We start from the raw sequence: 18,404 nt of genomic DNA, 5'->3' as shown, positions 1-18,404 counted from the left end.
CTTTTCTAAGAATACCATTTAAAATCTAAAATTATTAATCCGGTTACAAAACCGGGCAGGGATGCCTTTGTTCAGACTCAAGCTCCCAAAAAACAATTCCAGCTTATGTATGTTGTAAAAAGAGACGGCCATAAAGAACCTGTAATGTTCGATAAGATCACCGCCAGGGTTAAGAAACTTTGCTATGGCCTAAATGAACTTGTAGATCCTGTTAAAGTTGCCATGCGTGTGATCGAAGGTTTGTACGATAATGTTTCTACCAGTGAACTCGATAATCTCGCTGCTGAAATCGCCGCTACCATGACCACTTCTCATCCAGATTATGCGAAACTCGCTGCCAGGATCTCGGTTTCGAATCTTCACAAGAATACTAAAAAAAGTTTTTCTGAAGTAATGACAGATCTTTATGAGTATGTGAATCCGCGTACCAATGAAAAGGCAGCCTTACTTTCGGAAGAAGTATATGAGGTGATCCAAGAGAATAAAGAGAAACTAGATTCCACCATCATTTACAACCGGGATTTCAATTATGACTATTTCGGCTTTAAAACTTTAGAAAGATCTTATCTTCTAAAACTGGATGGCAAGATCGTGGAAAGACCTCAGCATATGTTGATGCGTGTTTCAATTGGGATTCATCCTGATGATCTTGATAGCGCCATTGAGACCTATGAACTTATGTCCAAAAAGTTCTTTACCCATGCTACCCCGACACTTTTCAACTCCGGAACACCAAAACCTCAAATGTCTTCCTGTTTTCTACTTAGCATGATAGACGACAGCATTGATGGAATTTACGACACGCTTAAACAGACGGCAAAGATCTCACAATCGGCTGGAGGTATAGGCCTATCAATCCACAATGTGAGAGCCACAGGTTCTTATATCTCAGGGACCAATGGTACTTCCAATGGAATTGTTCCTATGCTAAGAGTATTTAATGATACAGCCAGATACGTGGATCAGGGAGGCGGAAAAAGAAAAGGATCTTTTGCGATGTATGTGGAACCATGGCATGCTGATATCTTTGAATTCCTGGATCTTAAAAAGAACCACGGAAAAGAAGAAATGCGTGCGCGTGATCTTTTTTATGCCATGTGGATCCCAGATCTTTTTATGAAAAGGGTACAGGAAAATGGCAGCTGGACGCTTATGTGTCCGCATGAATGCCCCGGTCTTTTTGATACTTACGGAGATAATTTTGAAGCACTTTACGAAAAATATGAAGCTGAAGGAAAAGGCCGCAGAACTATTAAAGCACGTGAAGTCTGGGAAAAGATCATGGAGTCTCAAATAGAAACTGGAACTCCGTACATGCTCTATAAGGATGCAGCTAACAGAAAGTCTAATCAAAAGAACTTGGGAACCATTCGTTCTTCCAATCTTTGTACAGAAATTATTGAATATACCAGCAAGGATGAAGTCGCCGTATGTAACCTTGCATCTATCGCCTTGCCGATGTTCATTAAGAACAATGAATTTGATCACAGGGAACTTTTCAGGATAACGAAAAGAGTAATTAAGAACCTCAATAAGGTGATCGACAGGAATTACTACCCGGTTAAGGAAGCTGAAAATTCCAATATGCGTCATCGCCCGGTTGGTCTTGGAGTACAGGGACTTGCTGATGCTTTTATTAAACTACGATTGCCTTTTACAAGCGATGAAGCTAAAAAACTGAACCAGGAGATCTTTGAAACTCTGTATTTCGCTGCGGTTACGGCTTCCATGGATCTCGCGAAAGTAGAAGGTCCATACTCTACCTACGAAGGTTCGCCGATTAGCCAGGGAGAATTCCAGTTTAATATGTGGGGAATTAAAGATGAAGAACTAAGTGGTCGCTGGGATTGGGGTAAACTTAGAAAGCAGATCGAAGAAAATGGGGTTCGTAACTCCTTATTACTGGCGCCAATGCCAACCGCTTCTACTTCCCAAATCTTAGGAAATAACGAAGCTTTTGAACCTTACACCTCCAATATTTATACAAGAAGAGTACTTTCCGGAGAGTTTATCGTGGTGAACAAGCATTTACTGGAGGACCTTGTTTCCAGGGATCTTTGGACAGAAGATGTGAAAAATGCTATCATGAGAAACAACGGTTCTGTTCAGGATATCGATGTGATTCCGCATGATCTAAAAGAACTTTATAAAACGGTTTGGGAAATGAGCATGAAGGACATTATTGATATGTCAAGGCATCGTGGTTATTTTATTGATCAGTCTCAATCGCTGAATCTATTCATGGAAAACGCGAATTACAGCAAGCTGACTTCTATGCATTTCTACGCCTGGAAAAGCGGACTTAAAACAGGAATGTATTACCTGAGAACGAAATCGGCGGTAGACGCTATCAAATTTACGCTTGAGAAAGAGAAAAAGCAGGAACCCGTTGCGGTTACTTCGGAAGCTCCTATGCAAGCTGCTGAAAAACTTCAGGAAAACACACAGCCTGTAGTTTCAGAAAAAACAGAAGCTGAAGGAGCGCTGTCTCCAGAAGAACTCAAAGCACTCATTGCACAATCCAGAGAAGCTGAAGGTGACGACTGCCTGATGTGCGGATCTTAAAGAATTTTGGCTAATTCAAATTTGAATGTGGGAAGGGAGGCAGTTATTGCTTCCCTTTTTTATATTTTTGGACCACAACAAATGGAAAATCATGACCTGGGATCAACTCTTATCACTTAAACGTTTCGGAGACAAGAACAAAAGACTGCGTATTGAGCAGAATGAAACGCGTTTAGGTTTTGAAGTAGATTATGATCGTATCATATTTTCTTCAGCTTTTAGAAGCCTGCAGGACAAAACGCAGGTAATTCCACTTTCCAAGACAGATTTTGTGCATACCAGACTTACACATAGCCTCGAGGTTTCAGTAGTTGGAAGATCGCTGGGAAGGTTAACGGGACAGAAGTTGTTGCAGAAACATCCACATTTAAAGGATTCTTCAGGTTACCAGATGAATGATTTTGGGGCTATTGTCGCAGCGGCAGCTCTTGCTCATGATATTGGAAACCCACCTTTTGGACATTCCGGAGAGAAAGCGATTGGAGAATACTTTAGCCATGGTAACGGTAAAAGGTTTAAAGAATCTCTTTCAGAAGCTGAATATCAGGATCTGGTGAAATTTGAAGGAAATGCGAATGGTTTCAGAATACTTACAGAAAACAGACCAGGAATTAGCGGTGGCCTGCGATTGTCCTACGCTACTTTAGGAGCATTCACAAAATACCCCAAGGAATCCCTTCCGCATAAACCAAGTTCCAAGATCGAAGATAAAAAGTTTGGATTTTTCCAGAGTGAAAAAGAAACTTTTGAGGATATCGCTGAAGAACTGGGATTGAAAATCACGCGCGAAGGCAAACACATTGGATATGCCCGGCATCCTCTGGCCTTTCTGGTTGAGGCTGCAGATGATATTTGTTATACGATCATTGATTTTGAAGACGGAATCAATCTTGGACTTATCGATGAAGATTATGCTTTGGAATACCTTATCAAACTCGTAAAGGATAGTATCAATACTTCCAAATATCATGAACTTCAAACTACTTCAGACAGGCTGGCGTATTTGCGCGCTTTAGCTATCAACACGCTAATCACAGAAGCCGCAGAGATCTTTTTAAAGAATGAAGATGCCATTCTGGAAGGTGAATTTCATGAAGCTTTATTCGATAAAAGCAAGTACGAAGCTCAAATTCGGGATATTATTAAGATAAGTGTGGAAAAAATCTATCAAAGCGAAGAGGTGATTGGGAAGGAAATTGCCGGCTTTAAAATGCTTTCTTATTTGCTGGATATTTATACTCAGGCTTTCCTTGCCGATACTGAAAATGAAGATTCCAACTTCACGAAGCTGGTCAAAAAATCTGTTCCACAGTTAAGTTATTTGAATGAAGAAGATTCGATTTATGATAAATTGATCGCTATCTGTTCATACATTGCTTCGCTAACCGACGGTCTTACCGTAGCCTCATTTAAAAGATTTCAGGGTTTAGATGCTTAAAACGTTAAAAAATTAACGTTTAGTATTATTTATTCTTTTCAGTCTAAAGTAATTTCACGACTTAAGCTTCTGGTTCCTCAATATTTAAGTTTCAGATACTTACATAGTTAGTGTTATGAAAAAGGTTACTCAAATTTTAAAGAATAACTCTCAGCTTATCATCGAGGATTGGGAGCGACAGGTGTTCGAACTTGTAAAATCATCAACTTCGGCCAATAGGATCGCACTTCGGGATCATGTTCCAAACATCCTGAATGATATTATTGGAATCATGGAAGAATACGATATCATTAACTGGAATCTTGAGGATCCTAAAATTGCTTTGATCGAAAGCAACAGTATAGACCATGGGAGGCATCGTGCCAGTTCAGGAAGCTTTTCTGCAGATGAAATTCTTCACGAATATATCATCTTCCATAATGTGATTCTCAGGGTGCTCAATATAAATGGCGTCAAAGATCATAATACCTATAATATTTTAAAGTGCTGTGTTGATAAATCTATGATGAAAAGCCTGGAGGCCTACACAAAGTCAATCCAAGAGATGCAAAGCAAATTAGTTGCTACTCTTGCACACGATATTAGGAATCCCCTCTCTGCCGCGAGATTGGGAATCGAAATGCTCAATTCAGAGGATATAGATCAGGATCGAAGTATTAGGGTCAAGAAAATGACCATGCATAGTGTGAATAAAGCTCTTGAAATGCTGGAAGGATTACTGGATAGTATTACTGTAAAGGCTGGTGAAGGGATGATGCTTACTTATGCTGAAATAGATCTGTATAGCGATATAGAAACCATTTACCAGGAAGCATCAGAGATTTATTCTGAAGAGATCATTTTAGAATGTCCGGACAAGGATCTTTATGGTATTTATGACGCTGTAGCTGTACGCAGAATGTTAGAAAACCTAATTACCAACGCGATCAAATATGGTGATACGAATACCCCAATCACCATGAAAATCGAGAAAGATGGGGACGATCAATTGCTGCTTTCTGTACATAACTATGGAAATCCTATTCCGCAGGAAAAACAAAAGGCGATCTTCGATTTTCTGCAATACGGAAAGCAAACTAAAAAGCCTAAGCTCAAAAGCTGGGGCATAGGACTCACACTGGTTAAAATGGTTGCTGAAGCGCACGGCGGTGCGGTTGAACTCACCAGCGAGAAAGATAAAGGAACAGAATTTAAGATCAGGATTTCCAGTAATGCGAATAAGCCTGGAAAAACACGTACAAAACTGAACTTGGTTTAAAACTCATAAACCACCCCAACACCAAGCATTTGCTTTAGCTGAATCCTGGCGCCGGAAGTTTCGAGTTTACCATCGCCATTGGTATCTTCCTTAAACTTTACATCATCATCATAACGAATATGGGTTCCAACATTGGCCTTTACGAAGTCATTGACCTTCATATTTACTGCCAGTTGCCAGTCTACATCCACATTTCCGAAGTTATTGAGATAATCTGAATAGAGACTCAACTGATTACTAAGATCAATATTCTCAAAAACTTCCTTGTTATATTCACTGGTAAAGAGAAAACCAAATTCTGTTCTAAGCATCTCACCTTCCTTGATAATATTCCCAAGTTCATCGGTCACTGCAGGCTCCACACCAAACATCCCTTCATTAGCAAGTCTCTGATCCAGTACGAAAGTTGATTTCACGGTAATAGGAGAAAGGTAGATAGTAAGATCCTCTACAGGATGCGAAAATTCTGTCCCTCCCCCCAGAAAGGTATAGCCAGGAGCCATTAATTTCGAAATTGGAACTTCGGTATCGGGATATTTATAACCGTTCGTGAATTGCGTATTGAAACTAAATTTACCTGAATAATACCAGTTCGACGTACTGTCGGTTCTAAAACCAAATGAGGAACTCAATCTTAATTCATCTTCTGTCTTTCTAATTTCTCTACCCTCCTGCGCATTAATTCCATACCTAAGCCTAGCAGAATTTTTCCAGATAGTATAATCTTTTTCAAAATCCCGTTCAAAACCGGCATATAATAAAGCCGAAATTGAGTTGTTTCCCCCAGCATTCCAGTTTACAAAAGCCACTTCACTTAGATTCATTCCGAAGGTGTTCTTCTCGGTCCAGTAAATCAACATAGAGTCTGATGCCGTGGTATCCTTCGCTGCCGTTGCTGTAGTATCATTCACTCTAACATGTTTAATATGAGCAGCTGAACTATAGAATGAAGTAAATATAAATAGAAGGCTTAATAGGTAAAATTTCATCAGGTAGGAATTACAGAATCGCAAAAATATAAAATCAGTTCAAAGTTTCCAGCTTTTGCCGTATTCCTTCAACGTTAATTCCGGCGATTTCTTGTAATTCATCGATATTTCCGTGTTCTAGAAAATTATCGGGTATACCCATAATCTCAATTTTACCTCTATAATCAAGTTGCATGGCTAGCTCCAGAATCGCGCTTCCAAAACCTCCGGAAATTACGCCATCTTCAATAGTAATGATTTTATCAAATTTATCGAAGATCTCTTTTAGCAGATCTCTATCGAGCGGTTTGACAAATTTCATATCATAATGCGCAATACTCCCTATACCTTGATAATATTTAATTGCTTCGGAAGCGTTTACAGCCATATTCCCAATCGTTAGAACGGCGATATGAGTTCCTTGCTGAAGGCACTCAGCTTTACCAATAACAGTCTTTTCAAAGGGTGTTTTCCATTCAACCTGTGAACCTCTTCCGCGAGGGTAACGAATTATCAAAGGTTGATCTAAACCAAGCTGGGCCGTGTAGAGTAGGTTTCTAAGCTCGGTTTCATTTCTAGGAGCGGAAATTATGAGATCTGGAATAAGTCGGCAATAGGCAATATCAAAAACGCCGTGATGCGTAGCTCCATCTTCACCTACCAAACCAGCACGATCCAGGCAGAATATCACCGGAAGTTTTTGCAAAGCAACATCGTGAATTAACTGATCGTAAGCACGCTGAAGGAAAGTAGAATAAATAGCACAAAAAACAGTAAATCCCTGGGTGGCCATCCCCGCAGATAAAGTCACAGCATGCTGCTCTGCAATACCTACATCAAATGCCCTGTCTGGAAATGCGTCCATCATATATTTAAGGGAACTACCTGTAGGCATCGCTGGGGTAATCCCTATAATTTTATCATTTTTTTCCGCCAGTTCTACTAGAGTTAGACCAAAAACGTCCTGAAACTTTATGGGTAAACCTTCAGTGTTATACTTCAGTAATTCGCCGGTTGCAGGTTCGAACTTACCAGGTGCATGATATTTTACCTGGTCTTCTTCGGCTTTTTTTAAACCCTTCCCTTTTTTGGTAATGACATGCAGAAATTTAGGTCCGCTGATTTCCTTCATCTCCCGCAGAACCTTCAGCAGTCCAGGAAGATCATGACCGTCTACAGGACCAAAATACTGGAAATTAAGCGCCTCAATGATGTTATCGCTGGCAGGTTTATGGCCCACCCTTGCTTTGGTAAGATATTCTTTCAAAGCGCCAACACTGGGATCGATTCCAATGGCATTATCATTCAAAATAACCAGCAGGTTCGCTTTGGTTACCCCGGCATGATTTAGACCTTCGAAAGCCATTCCGCTGGCGATGGAAGCATCTCCTATCACCGCAATATGTTGTTTTTGATGTTCGCCCTTAAGCTGAGAAGCGATCGCCATCCCAAGCGCTGCTGAGATGGAAGTAGAAGAATGTCCTACCCCAAAGGTGTCATATTCACTTTCAGCTCTTTTCGGGAATCCGCTAATTCCGTTTAGCTGTCTATTGGTATGAAACGTATTTTTTCTGCCCGTTAATATTTTATGACCATAAGCCTGGTGACCAACATCCCATACCAGTAGATCTTCAGGAGTATTAAATATATAATGCAACGCGATACTGAGCTCCACGACACCAAGGCTTGCGCCCAGGTGACCTTCCTTGGTGGCGACGATCTCGATAATGAAGTGCCGCAGTTCCCTGGCCAGCTCTTCAAGTTGTGTTTCCGGAAGCTTTCGCAGATCCTGCGGAAGGTTAATGGTATCTAGTAGTTTTCTGGTCATTTCCAACAAAGTTACATCATGCAAACTGAATTATAAACCTGAAACGAAAACGGAATTTTCAAAATTGATATCTTGCACAAAAACCTGGAAATGATTAATCCATACGATGACACATACTTTATGCGGAAAGCGCTGGAAGAAGCTGAAGCTGCTTATGAAAAAGGGGAAATTCCCGTAGGAGTGGTCGTGGTCATTAACGACAGGATCATTGCCAGGGGACATAATCTTACAGAAACGCTGAATGATGTCACTGCTCACGCTGAAATGCAGGCTATTACTGCAGCAGCAAGTTTTCTGGGTGGTAAATATCTTAAGGATTGTACCATGTATATCACCCTGGAACCCTGCCAGATGTGTGCCGGTGCTCTCTATTGGAGCCAGATCTCCAAGATCGTTTTTGCTGCTGAAGACAGTACCAGAGGTTATAGAAAAAATGGAGTCCAGCTTCATCCGAAAACCAAAGTAACGACGGGAATTCTGGCAGAAGAGGCTTCCACTTTGCTGAAGCGCTTTTTTATAGAAAAAAGAAATCTGAATTAAAAAAGCCCCGACATCGGGGCTTTTAATTTAATAATCTGCAGGTAGTTCGGTGACCTTGATATGGTCTACATAGAATTTGTCTGGTAATGCCGACTCATCTATTTCCGCACCTCCAAGATTTCCTCCAACGGCCATATTGATAAGGAAATAGAAATCCTTTTTAAAAGGATACTCTTCCTCATTATAGTTTTCCGGAGTAAAGCGATATAACTGATCACCGTCTACAAAAAATTCGATATAATCTGGCGTCCACACAGCTTTGTAAGTGTGATAACCTTCTTCGATATTTGCAACTTTCGTTTTCTTAGTATTGATCGTGTTCCCGTGACTTGCCGGAGTATGCAGGGAAGTAAAAACGATTCCCGGCTCTTTGCCAATATATTCCAGAATATCGATCTCACCACTGGCAGGCCATCCAACCTCACTAATGTCTGCACCCAACATCCAGATAGCTGGCCAGAGACCTTTGCCTGTAGCAAGTTTTGCTTTTACTTCAATCACACCGTAAGTGAATTCCACGTTGTCTTTAGAATTAATCTTTCCGGAGTAGTAGGTATCATCTTTCTTTTCCGCAGTAATCACCAGTTTTCCATCTTCCAGGGCAACATAATCGCGATTGTATATCTGCTTTTCGTTATTCCCCCAACCACAAAGATTTGGACAGCCGTCACCCTCTTCATAATTCCAGATCTCCATATTGAGAGTATCTGAGTTGAAGTCTTCTTCGAAAATTATTTTTTCCTGTGCACAGGCTGTAGAAACCAGGACCAGGCACAGGGTTAAAAAGGAGTAGGGTCCTCTCATTATTTCTGAAAATTAAGTGTCACTGTCTGTAATTCTTCTGAATTGGTTCCAACCATCAATCTGAACTCTCCTTCTTCTGCTTCCCACTTTTCCTGAGCGGTATAAAACTGAAGCATCTCTTCTGAAATTTCAAAGTCTACAGTTTTAGTATCACCCGCTTCCATTTCGATTATCTCAAAACCTTTCAGTTCCTTTACAGGTCTGCTCGTGCTAGCTACCATATCACACACATATAATTGCACAACTTCTTTCCCTTTGGTATCACCAGAATTTGTAACTGCAACACTCAAGATCGCAGTTTCACCTGAAGTTAGTGTAGCTGAACTCAAAGTTGGTTTAGCGTATTCGAAAGCTGTGTAACTAAGCCCATAACCGAATGGAAATAAAGGTCCGTTTTCGATATCTGTATAATGCGAGTAGGTTACATGCTGTTCGCTGTATGGTCTTCCTGTGTTTTTATAGTTATAATACAATGGCTCCTGTCCTACAGCTCTAGGAAAAGAAACCGGTAATTTCCCGGAAGGATTATACTTTCCAAGAAGTACATCTGCAATTGCATTTCCACTTTCAGAACCAAGCTGCCAGGCTTCAACAATAGCAGGGATATTTTCAGCAGACCAGCTTAATTCCATTGGTCTTCCGTTTATAAGTACCAGAACGATATTCTTATTTACAGCGTAAACTTTTTTCAAAAGCTCTAGTTGCAGTCCGGCGAAACCAATATTTGCCTGACTTCTACCTTCCCCAGATTGAAATGCATCTTCACCAAGAACCATAACCACCACATCAGCGTCTCTGGCATTCTTAACGGCCTCACCCATTCCTGTAGTATCGGTTTTGTTGATCTTAAGCGGCATTAAAAAGCTACGTTCTCCCATCCCTAACTTTACTCCTTCAGAATAAACAATATCAGAGTCTGGTAATTGATTTTTTAAACCTTCTACTACAGATACTGCAGAGTTTGCTTCACCCTGAGCTCTCCAGTTACCAATTGGTGTGTCCTTGTCGTTAGCCAGCGGACCAATCACCGCGATCTTTCCTGCGGAAGCTGACATTGGTAAAAGATCCTTTTCATTCTTCAGGAGAACGATAGATTTTCTGGCAATATCACGTGCTGTTTCCAGATGCTGCTCGTAAGGCACTTCCTTTTTTACTTCAGCATTGATATAGCGATAAGGATCCTCAAAAAGACCCATCATAAATTTCACTCTCAGGATTCTGCGAACGGCATCATTAATAAGCTCTTCATCAACTTTTCCTTCAGCAACCAATTGCTCCAGTCCGGTCTGGTAAGCTCCGCCTTCCATATCCATATCGCTACCTGCTTTTACAGCAATTTCTGCAGCATGAACTTTGTCACGGGCGAATCCATGAGGTATCATTTCTGAAATAGAACCCCAATCTGATACTATAAATCCATCCCAGCCCCATCCAGTTTTCAACAACTCGCGCTGAAGGCTTACACTGCCAGTCGCAGGAATACCGTCAATTGTGTTGAAGGCATTCATAAAAGTTGCCGCTCCGGCATCTGCCGCAGCTTTAAACGGTGGCAGAATGACGTTATGAAGTTCGTTCTTACCAATATTTACGGTGTTATAATCCTTTCCACCTTCAGCAAAACCATATCCGGCAAAATGCTTAGCGGTTGCTGCGATCGTAGTAGGATCTGCAAGGTCATCTCCCTGGTATCCATTTACTTTGGCAACTGCAACCTGGGAAGTTAAATAAGGGTCTTCCCCGGAACCTTCCATGATTCGTCCCCAGCGAGCATCGCGCGAAACATCGATCATTGGAGAAAACGTCCAGTTCACACCTTCTGCAACAGATTCTAAAGCGGCAATTCGAGCCGACTCCTTTGCAGCTTCCATATCCCAGCTGGCAGTTTCTGCCAACGGCACAGGAAAAATAGTTTTGTATCCATGGATCACATCATATCCAAAAATAATCGGAATCTTGATACGTGAATTTTCCATGTTGAGCTTTTGTGCTTTTTCGGTCGCTTCTACTGAAAGCACATTCAGCATAGATCCAACGAGACCTTTTTTAAGCCTGTCTTCTTTCTGTTTGTTACCAGTTTCAGAAGCGGGTCCTGTAAGATCCCAACTTCCGTTGTACTGGATCATCTGTCCTACTTTCTCTTCCAGAGTCATGATGTTCAAAACCGAATCTACTTTGGCTTCGACATTCTTTACTGAACTTTTGAGACCTGATTCCTGGGCATGCAGCCCTATGGTCCCAAGCACAAGTGAAAGGGTACTTAAGCATAACTTTCTCATAATCTTAAAAAATAAATCCCGGAACCTGAAAGATCCCGGGAGTTGTTAGCTAAACAAACTATTTATATACTCTGATGTAATCCACTTCCATGGAAGCTTCGCTAAATTCGGCAGGGATATTTCCGCCAAGGGCGCCTCCCATTGCTACATTCATGATCAGGAAGAAATCCTTGTTAAATGGCAGAGAAGATTCATTGGTAAACGTGAAGTTCACTTCATTATCTACCAGAAAAGTTATTTCATCTGCTGTCCATTCTACCGCGTATGTATGCCACTCTGTAGCTGCATTCTGAATATCGGTTGCTTCGAAAATTGCATTCCCTCCTGAATTTCCAGGAAAATGCAATGCTGAAGAAACTTCATTTGGTTTGTTTCCTACAAATTCCATGATGTCGATCTCACCTGTAGCAGGCCATCCAACTACATCAAAATCGGCCCCAAGCATCCAGATCGCTGGCCATGTTCCACCGCCATCAGGCATCTTGGCACGAGCTTCTACACGACCGTAAGTCACTTCAAACTTGTCCATAGTAGTAATTCTTGCAGAAGTAAAATCAAATCCACTCTCAGTTTCTCTTCGAGCTGTGATCACAAGACTTCCGGCTGCTACAGACACATTATCTTCAGTATAATATTGTAATTCGCCATTACCCCAGCCATTAGTTCCGTTTCCGGTTTCGTAGTTCCAGATAGTAGTATTCAGTGCATCTCCATCGAACTCATCACTCCAGAAGATTTCAGTGAATTGAGAAACAAATGCTTCTTCCTCCTCTTCCTCTTCTTCTCCACCTGTACCAGCTTGTTGCTGGTCAAAAGGAGTTGTAGTGAATTTTAGATACCAAGCAAGATCAGGATTACTTCCTGGAATTGCTCTTACATGCATGGTATTTTCAGTAATACTAAGTACCTCGTAATTGCTTGTACCAATATAGTAGCTCATAAAACCGCCGCCACCAAGCTGAATTTCGGTTCCGGTCGTTGCATCGGCAGGAACTCCATTTTCCGCAGGTGCCAGGGTAACCGACTTATCACCAGAAGTATCATAATCGATACATTCATCCTGGCCACCGCCGCCACCAAACTCGGTCACGTAGTCTACGTTGAAGAACGTTTGACCCATATTATCCTGGTTGTAGGTAATATTTTCGCCACTTTCAGTAAAAGTAAGCTCATCGGTATAAAAACACGAAGAGATCTCATCACCCGCTTTTTCAAAAGGAGCCGCCTGGTAATATTCTGGAAAAGCACTTGCTACACCATCCGCAACAAAATTAGGTCCAACACCCAGGTGACCAGCTTCTACTGCTGCCACATACCAGGTTTTAGAACTTCCTCCAGTAAGGAATTGCTTAGTTTCAGGGTCATTGAAATCACTTTCAACCTCAACTTCCAGAGACATCGAGCTACTAACACCACCCTTACCGTAGGCTACTACGGTTACGAGGTACGTATTAAGTCCTGTTCTCGTGAAACGTTTTGTATAGTTTCCGCTTGGAGCAACAGCTGAAGATCCATCGCTGAAATTGTACTCGTAAGTGATCGCATCGTTGGCGGTAGCATTAAATTCTACCATGCCAGAACCATCATCACTAATATTTGTACTCACCTGAAGATCTGTAGGAACTACGATCGTATCCAGGGTGAGATCATCTTCCTGGCAACTTATCATTAAGAGAGTTGCAACCAGCAAGCTTATTAATTTAATATATCTCATAGGTTTTTCTTTTTCTAGTTCTGTTCGATATCATCTATATAAAATTCACCAGCAGTAAATCCAGCAAAATCAAGAAAGATTGAGATCTCATCGTACTCACCAACAGCAGTAAAGTTTGCTCCTCCTGGATCTGCTTCACTTATGTAGCTCGTTTGAGCGTTAGCAAAATCGAAGGTAAGTTCTTCCCATCCGGTTCCACCATGTTGTGCCTGAACCTGATTTGCTCTTTCACCATTTACTCCAGTTTCTAATTTAAAAAGTACCGGGTAAGCCACTTCTGAATAAACTTTCATTGTGATCGTCTTATTGAACCCTGAAAAATCTATTGCCTCATCTAAAATGAATGATAATGCTTCATACTGACCTCCATTATTTGTCACTTTCCCTACTGCATTTGCCGTGGCATTGATTCCTGATTGCTCAGGATTTGTAACTATTTCGAAAGGAACACTGTTAGCACCAAGAGTGAAATCATCGCTTTCAAAGTCAAGTGGGAGAGCGAAATCTCCACTAGCTGAACCACCATCTGTACCTCCTCCGGTAGAAGAGTTCAAAGTAATATTATCGAAATATGTAATAGATTCAGATGTTCTCACTTCAAAGTCTGGGAATACAACCAGTCCTGTAATGTCAGTATTGTTTGGATCTCCAATAACTCCAGAAAAGTCGAAAGTTAATTCTTCCCATTCATTCGTTTTAGTATTCGATACCTTGATTTCTCCTGTAGAACCTCCGGCTCCATTCTCGAACTTAATTCCTAAATCACTAATCTTACTCTTCCAAACCCACACTTTTACGATACTATTAGAAGCATCTAATGTTAATGGCGTAGTGAGCGTAGTAACAGTACCAGCGTAAGCTTGTCCTTCAGGTCGTGCAGTAAATTTAGCAACGCTCATAGATGTATTTCCAGTCATGTCAGGATTTGTGATAATTTCCAAAGCAGGATTATCGCCGTTTTCGAAAACTCTCCAGCTTGAAGAAAGTCCGCCATTCGCCGCAGATTCGAAATCTACCGGGAAGCTTGTAGTTGTAGCAGCTGGTTCTCCACCATCTGTGCCTTCACCTTGCATGATATCATCAAAATAATAAACTGAACCATCACCTGCTGGTTGTGCAGCATCATCAAACTCAGGGAAGATTACGAATTTATCATAGCCATCAGCCGGATCTACTAATGCTGAAAAATCATAAGTTAAAGTTACCCATTGGTTCGCTTCAGTAATTGTTTCATCAATGAAAACATTTGCAGGATTTTCTTCACCTTCTTTTTCCAACTGGAATCTTACATTAATTCCTGCTTTTGGAGACCACATTTTAAAACTGAATGTAGTTCCCCGTGATAGGTCTATATTTTGAGGGAATATGTGGAAAACTCCTGAATACCATGGAGAACCTGCACCTTTTACGAATTCATAAACAGTAGCAGAATTATTTCCATTCATATCTGGATTAGCAATTGGCGTTCCAGTAACATTTCCACCTTCAAATACACCTGATAATGTTGTGTTATCTTCAAATCCTATTGGAAGATTTTCAGCAGCCATTGGAGCTCCAATAACATCGCCATCACGCATTAGATCATCAACATAAAAAGTACCAGCGGTAGATCCACCCTGGTCAAGAAATAAGGATATTCTATCAAACTGACCATCTGGAACAATCGCAGCTCCACCGGTGTCATTATTATCTATGTAACTTGTTGTGGCTTCTGTAGCGAAATTGAAGGTTAAGGTTTCCCAACCTGTTCCAGCGTGTTGTGCATCAACTTCGTTTGATCGCTCGTCGTTCACACCTGTTTCTAATTTAAGAAGTACTGGAAAAGCTACTTCAGAATAAATTTTTACTGTAAGTGTTTTATTATCACCAGAAAAGTCCACGGCTTCACCAAGATTGAAAGTCACACCTTCAAATTGAGCTCCTGCCTTTGTAATAGCACCCACCATAGATTCTGTATCGTTAGTTCCAGATAATTGAGGATTTGCAACGATCTCGAAAGCAGTCTCTGCAGCTCCAAATGGAGTTACTGCATACCCAACAAGTGGGTCATCAAACGTTACTGGTAATTTTAAAGGATCTGAAGCCTCAGGTACTTCAACTTCTACAGTTTCTTCTGCAGTCGCTGCACCAGCTCCTTTAGCTACCACTCTAATCGTATAATTTCCAGCCGCAGCATAAGTATAAGAGATAGTTTCTCCTGGCATTAACTGAGTTGGCTCCTCATCGTCTGTATCTCCAAAATACACATCAAAACTTGCTGCATTGTCTGCCGTTGCGCTTACCTCTACCATTGCCGGGTTCGCGGGTAACTGGTTTACATTCACTTCCAGATTCTCCGGAGCTTTAAATGCAATAGTTAGACGTTGATTAAACTCGCTGGTTAGACCAGTAGAGCCTACAGCAACAACTTTTACAAGGTAAACACCTTCATCGTACACAGTAGTTGCAGTTTCTCCGTTGGCAAGTTCAGCTGTTTCTCCATTTCCAAAGTCAACCTGAAAAGTCTGAGCGCCTACACCGCTTGGTGTAATAGTTACCGTACCGGTATCATCCTGGCTAATATCAAAATCTGCTGTGACATCTGTTGGAGCAGAGATTTCCTGAAACGCGTAGTTCGTAATTTCATCATCTTCACATCCTGTAAAAAGCAGAAGCGAGATGGTAAGCATTGCTAAAATTCTGAATATTTTCATTTTTATTCGTTTTAATGGTAGTTCTTAGTATCCTGGATTTTGCTCCCAATTGTTTCCTGCAAGCTCAATTTCGATAGCCGGGATAGGGAATAATTCATGTTTTCCTGTAACGAAACCGTCGATTTCATCTGCTGCTCTTCCTGTTCTTACCAGGTCGAAGAAACGATGTCCTTCTCCTACAAGTTCCAGTCTGCGATCTTCATAGATTTGATTTAGCAGATTATTTCCTGAAAATGAAACATCTTCCAGTCCTGCTCTATCTCTTACTCTGTTCAAATAAGTTCTTGCACGATCTTCATTTCCAGATTTAAAATTAGCCTCCGAAGCCATTAGTAGCACATCAGCGAAACGAATTGCGCGGTAGTTATTTGGATTTGTAAGGTTTTGGTCACCGGTATTCAAATCCCCAGCTCTCGCGATATATTTTCTGTTGTAATATCCAGTATGTTCGTATCCTATAGCATAGCTTGCTCCAGTTGCAGCAGCATGTGCCTCGATATCAAGAACAGCTACATCTTTACGAATATCATCATCTGAAAACTCGTCAACTACTTCCTGTACGGGAACATTGAAACTAAATCCAGAATCAAATACAGCATCATCTGGATTTGGATAAGAAATGTTTCTTACACCATTAAATCCAACAGCCACATTTCCTTCCGAACATTGAAGACATCCAAAACCGGCACCTTCTTCATCTGAATACTGAACCTCAAAAATTGACTCCGCATTGTTTTCACCTTCTGGCTCAAATATGAAGTTATAATCCTGCACTAAGGAATAAGGTCCACTAATTACAGGTTCGAAAGCAGTAGCTGCTTCAGCAAATTTATTCTGAAATAAATAGGCTTTTCCAAGCAAAGCCTGAGCTGCTCCTGAAGTTACACGACCTTTTACGCTTTGTACAGCCGGAAGGTTTGCCGCAGCGAACATAAGATCCTGTTCGATCTGAGCATAAACTTCAGCTTTTGGAGTTCTAGGAATATCGAATTGTTCTCCAAACTGAATTCTGTTATCTACCGCTAACGGCACATCTCCAAACCATTTTACCAATTCAAAATAGTAATAAGCTCTAAGAAATCTTGCCTGGGCAATGATTTCAGTCTTACCTTCAAAATCCAGAACATCCTGAAATTCCAATACATAATTCGCGCGGTTCACACCTGCGAACATCCAGCTCCAGATATCTCTTAGCTGCTGATTTACAGGAGTATGCTCCATATTGTCTATTTCCTGAATTCCAGGAGTATCGTTCGCACTCTCACCACCCGCCAGGGTATTGTCTGAAGCGATCTCGCCCAGCATCACATTTAGGTAAGTAGATTGAAGCAGGTCATAAGCTCCAATCAATGCAAGATCATAATCTTCGGGTGTATTAAAGAAATCCTCAGAATTTTCATCCTGGCTGTCTACATCCACGAAGTCATCACTACATCCAGATAGCGCCAGAAAAGCAAAGGCGAGTATCCAATTGATTGTATATAATTTCGTTCTCATTTATTTAAAATTTCATATTAATTCCTAACATATAAATTCTTGGTACAGGATAGAATCCCTGGTCTATACCACCACCAATTGGAGCTCCATTAGAAGCTGAAGGATCATAACCGCTGTACTCTGTAAGTGTAAATGCATTATTTACTGAAGCATATACTCTGAATTTTTCTACACCGGTATTTGCAATAAGATCTGAATCCAGTGTGTATCCAATCTGCACGTTTTGTAATCTTAGGTAAGAACCATCTTCTACGAAGAAATCTGAAAACTGATTATTACTGGTAGCACCAACAGTCACTCTTGGGAAACTATCTGTAGTTCCTGGTCCTGTCCATCTACCTAAGAATGCATTCGTTCTGTTCGTATTTGGCTGATTTCTTTCAAAGTTTCTTACGATCTCATTTCCGAGGGAAGCGAAAGCATATGCATTGAAATCCCAGTTTTTGAAGGTGAACCCAATATTTGCACCCATGGTAAGGTCCGGAATTGGATCTCCAATATCTGTTCTGTCATCACTATCTATAACTCCATCACCGTTTTGATCTACAAAACGAATATCTCCAGGTGCAGCATTTGCCTGCGTTGCAGCAGCATCAACTTCTGCTTGTGTCTGGAAAATTCCATTAGTTTCTAATCCATAGAAATATCCGATTGGTTTTCCTGGCTCCATTCTGGACGGCGGCTCCTGCCCTATTCCAAAAACTCCTCCGGGAATGAATCCGCTTTCACTGTTTACGTAAAGCACTTCATTTCTAAGAGCTGTAAGGTTATAGTTTATATTAAACTTGAAATTATCATTTACAACCTGGTTATATCCAATAGA

Annotated in this window: 11 protein-coding genes and 1 pseudogene; 4 read left to right on the top strand and 8 right to left on the bottom strand. The window is 41.0% G+C overall.

Going from position 1 to position 18,404, the window contains the following annotated elements; genetic code table 11:
• Nucleotides 1-105: 105 nt before the first annotated feature.
• From QZ620_RS06285 to QZ620_RS06275, 3 genes are all read left to right on the top strand, one after another.
• A complete protein-coding gene (locus tag QZ620_RS06285) occupies nt 106-2,565 on the top strand; it encodes a ribonucleoside-diphosphate reductase subunit alpha (protein WP_295180109.1) in 2,460 nt (819 codons plus the stop codon).
• A 91-nt stretch (nt 2,566-2,656) separates the two neighbouring features.
• Nucleotides 2,657-4,003 (top strand): deoxyguanosinetriphosphate triphosphohydrolase, encoded by a 1,347-nt coding sequence (locus QZ620_RS06280; protein WP_295180107.1) that lies wholly within the window; start codon nt 2,657-2,659, stop codon nt 4,001-4,003.
• Between the two features lie 115 nt (nt 4,004-4,118).
• Entirely contained in the window at nt 4,119-5,261 is a 1,143-nt protein-coding gene (locus QZ620_RS06275; protein WP_295180105.1) for a sensor histidine kinase, read from the top strand.
• On the opposite strand, the gene QZ620_RS06270 is transcribed toward QZ620_RS06275, so the two are convergent.
• Together QZ620_RS06270 and QZ620_RS06265 are read right to left on the bottom strand one after the other, a co-directional pair.
• A complete protein-coding gene (locus tag QZ620_RS06270; protein ID WP_295180104.1) occupies nt 5,258-6,250 on the bottom strand; it encodes a DUF3078 domain-containing protein in 993 nt (330 codons plus the stop codon). The genes QZ620_RS06275 and QZ620_RS06270 overlap by 4 nt on opposite strands.
• Nucleotides 6,251-6,284: 34 nt before the next feature.
• Nucleotides 6,285-8,057, bottom strand: coding sequence for a 1-deoxy-D-xylulose-5-phosphate synthase (locus tag QZ620_RS06265; protein WP_295180102.1), 1,773 nt, complete (start codon nt 8,055-8,057; stop codon nt 6,285-6,287).
• Between the two features lie 90 nt (nt 8,058-8,147).
• Between QZ620_RS06265 and QZ620_RS06260 the strand changes: the two genes are divergently transcribed.
• A complete protein-coding gene (locus QZ620_RS06260) occupies nt 8,148-8,597 on the top strand; it encodes a nucleoside deaminase (RefSeq protein ID WP_295180100.1) in 450 nt (149 codons plus the stop codon).
• Nucleotides 8,598-8,624: 27 nt separating this feature from the next.
• Here QZ620_RS06260 and QZ620_RS06255 read toward each other — a convergent pair whose 3' ends face one another.
• The 6 genes and pseudogenes from QZ620_RS06255 to QZ620_RS06230 all read right to left on the bottom strand — a co-directional run.
• Nucleotides 8,625-9,401 (bottom strand): glycoside hydrolase family 16 protein, encoded by a 777-nt coding sequence (locus tag QZ620_RS06255; protein WP_295180098.1) that lies wholly within the window; start codon nt 9,399-9,401, stop codon nt 8,625-8,627.
• Nucleotides 9,401-11,677, bottom strand: coding sequence for a beta-glucosidase BglX (gene bglX / locus QZ620_RS06250; protein WP_295180096.1), 2,277 nt, complete (start codon nt 11,675-11,677; stop codon nt 9,401-9,403). Before bglX ends, QZ620_RS06255 begins: the two co-directional genes overlap by 1 nt.
• 58 nt (nt 11,678-11,735) lie before the next feature.
• The gene (locus tag QZ620_RS06245; RefSeq protein ID WP_295180094.1) at nt 11,736-13,391 is read right to left on the bottom strand and encodes a family 16 glycosylhydrolase; all 1,656 of its coding nucleotides are present in this window, start codon (nt 13,389-13,391) and stop codon (nt 11,736-11,738) included.
• A 14-nt stretch (nt 13,392-13,405) separates the two neighbouring features.
• Nucleotides 13,406-16,084, bottom strand: a complete 2,679-nt coding sequence (locus QZ620_RS06240) for a PKD domain-containing protein (protein WP_295180092.1) — start codon at nt 16,082-16,084, stop codon at nt 13,406-13,408.
• A 24-nt stretch (nt 16,085-16,108) separates the two neighbouring features.
• The gene (locus QZ620_RS06235; protein ID WP_295180090.1) at nt 16,109-17,581 is read right to left on the bottom strand and encodes a RagB/SusD family nutrient uptake outer membrane protein; all 1,473 of its coding nucleotides are present in this window, start codon (nt 17,579-17,581) and stop codon (nt 16,109-16,111) included.
• 4 nt (nt 17,582-17,585) lie between these two features.
• Nucleotides 17,586-18,404 (bottom strand): annotated as a pseudogene (locus QZ620_RS06230) (SusC/RagA family protein); the annotation flags it as partial.

This window comes from uncultured Christiangramia sp., assembly GCF_913046405.1.
In the GTDB taxonomy this organism is placed as follows: domain Bacteria; phylum Bacteroidota; class Bacteroidia; order Flavobacteriales; family Flavobacteriaceae; genus Christiangramia; species Christiangramia marina.
This window is presented reverse-complemented; position numbering and strand designations above follow the sequence as displayed.

What these genes read in the sequence shown, in the direction of transcription:
- QZ620_RS06285 (WP_295180109.1), top strand. Translation starts at nt 106, where the DNA reads ATGTATGTTGTAAAAAGAGACGGCCATAAAGAACCTGTAATGTTCGAT.
- QZ620_RS06280 (WP_295180107.1), top strand. Translation starts at nt 2,657, where the DNA reads ATGACCTGGGATCAACTCTTATCACTTAAACGTTTCGGAGACAAGAAC.
- QZ620_RS06275 (WP_295180105.1), top strand. Translation starts at nt 4,119, where the DNA reads ATGAAAAAGGTTACTCAAATTTTAAAGAATAACTCTCAGCTTATCATC.
- QZ620_RS06270 (WP_295180104.1), bottom strand. Translation starts at nt 6,250, where the DNA reads ATGAAATTTTACCTATTAAGCCTTCTATTTATATTTACTTCATTCTAT.
- QZ620_RS06265 (WP_295180102.1), bottom strand. Translation starts at nt 8,057, where the DNA reads ATGACCAGAAAACTACTAGATACCATTAACCTTCCGCAGGATCTGCGA.
- QZ620_RS06260 (WP_295180100.1), top strand. Translation starts at nt 8,148, where the DNA reads ATGATTAATCCATACGATGACACATACTTTATGCGGAAAGCGCTGGAA.
- QZ620_RS06255 (WP_295180098.1), bottom strand. Translation starts at nt 9,401, where the DNA reads ATGAGAGGACCCTACTCCTTTTTAACCCTGTGCCTGGTCCTGGTTTCT.
- bglX (WP_295180096.1), bottom strand. Translation starts at nt 11,677, where the DNA reads ATGAGAAAGTTATGCTTAAGTACCCTTTCACTTGTGCTTGGGACCATA.
- QZ620_RS06245 (WP_295180094.1), bottom strand. Translation starts at nt 13,391, where the DNA reads ATGAGATATATTAAATTAATAAGCTTGCTGGTTGCAACTCTCTTAATG.
- QZ620_RS06240 (WP_295180092.1), bottom strand. Translation starts at nt 16,084, where the DNA reads ATGAAAATATTCAGAATTTTAGCAATGCTTACCATCTCGCTTCTGCTT.
- QZ620_RS06235 (WP_295180090.1), bottom strand. Translation starts at nt 17,581, where the DNA reads ATGAGAACGAAATTATATACAATCAATTGGATACTCGCCTTTGCTTTT.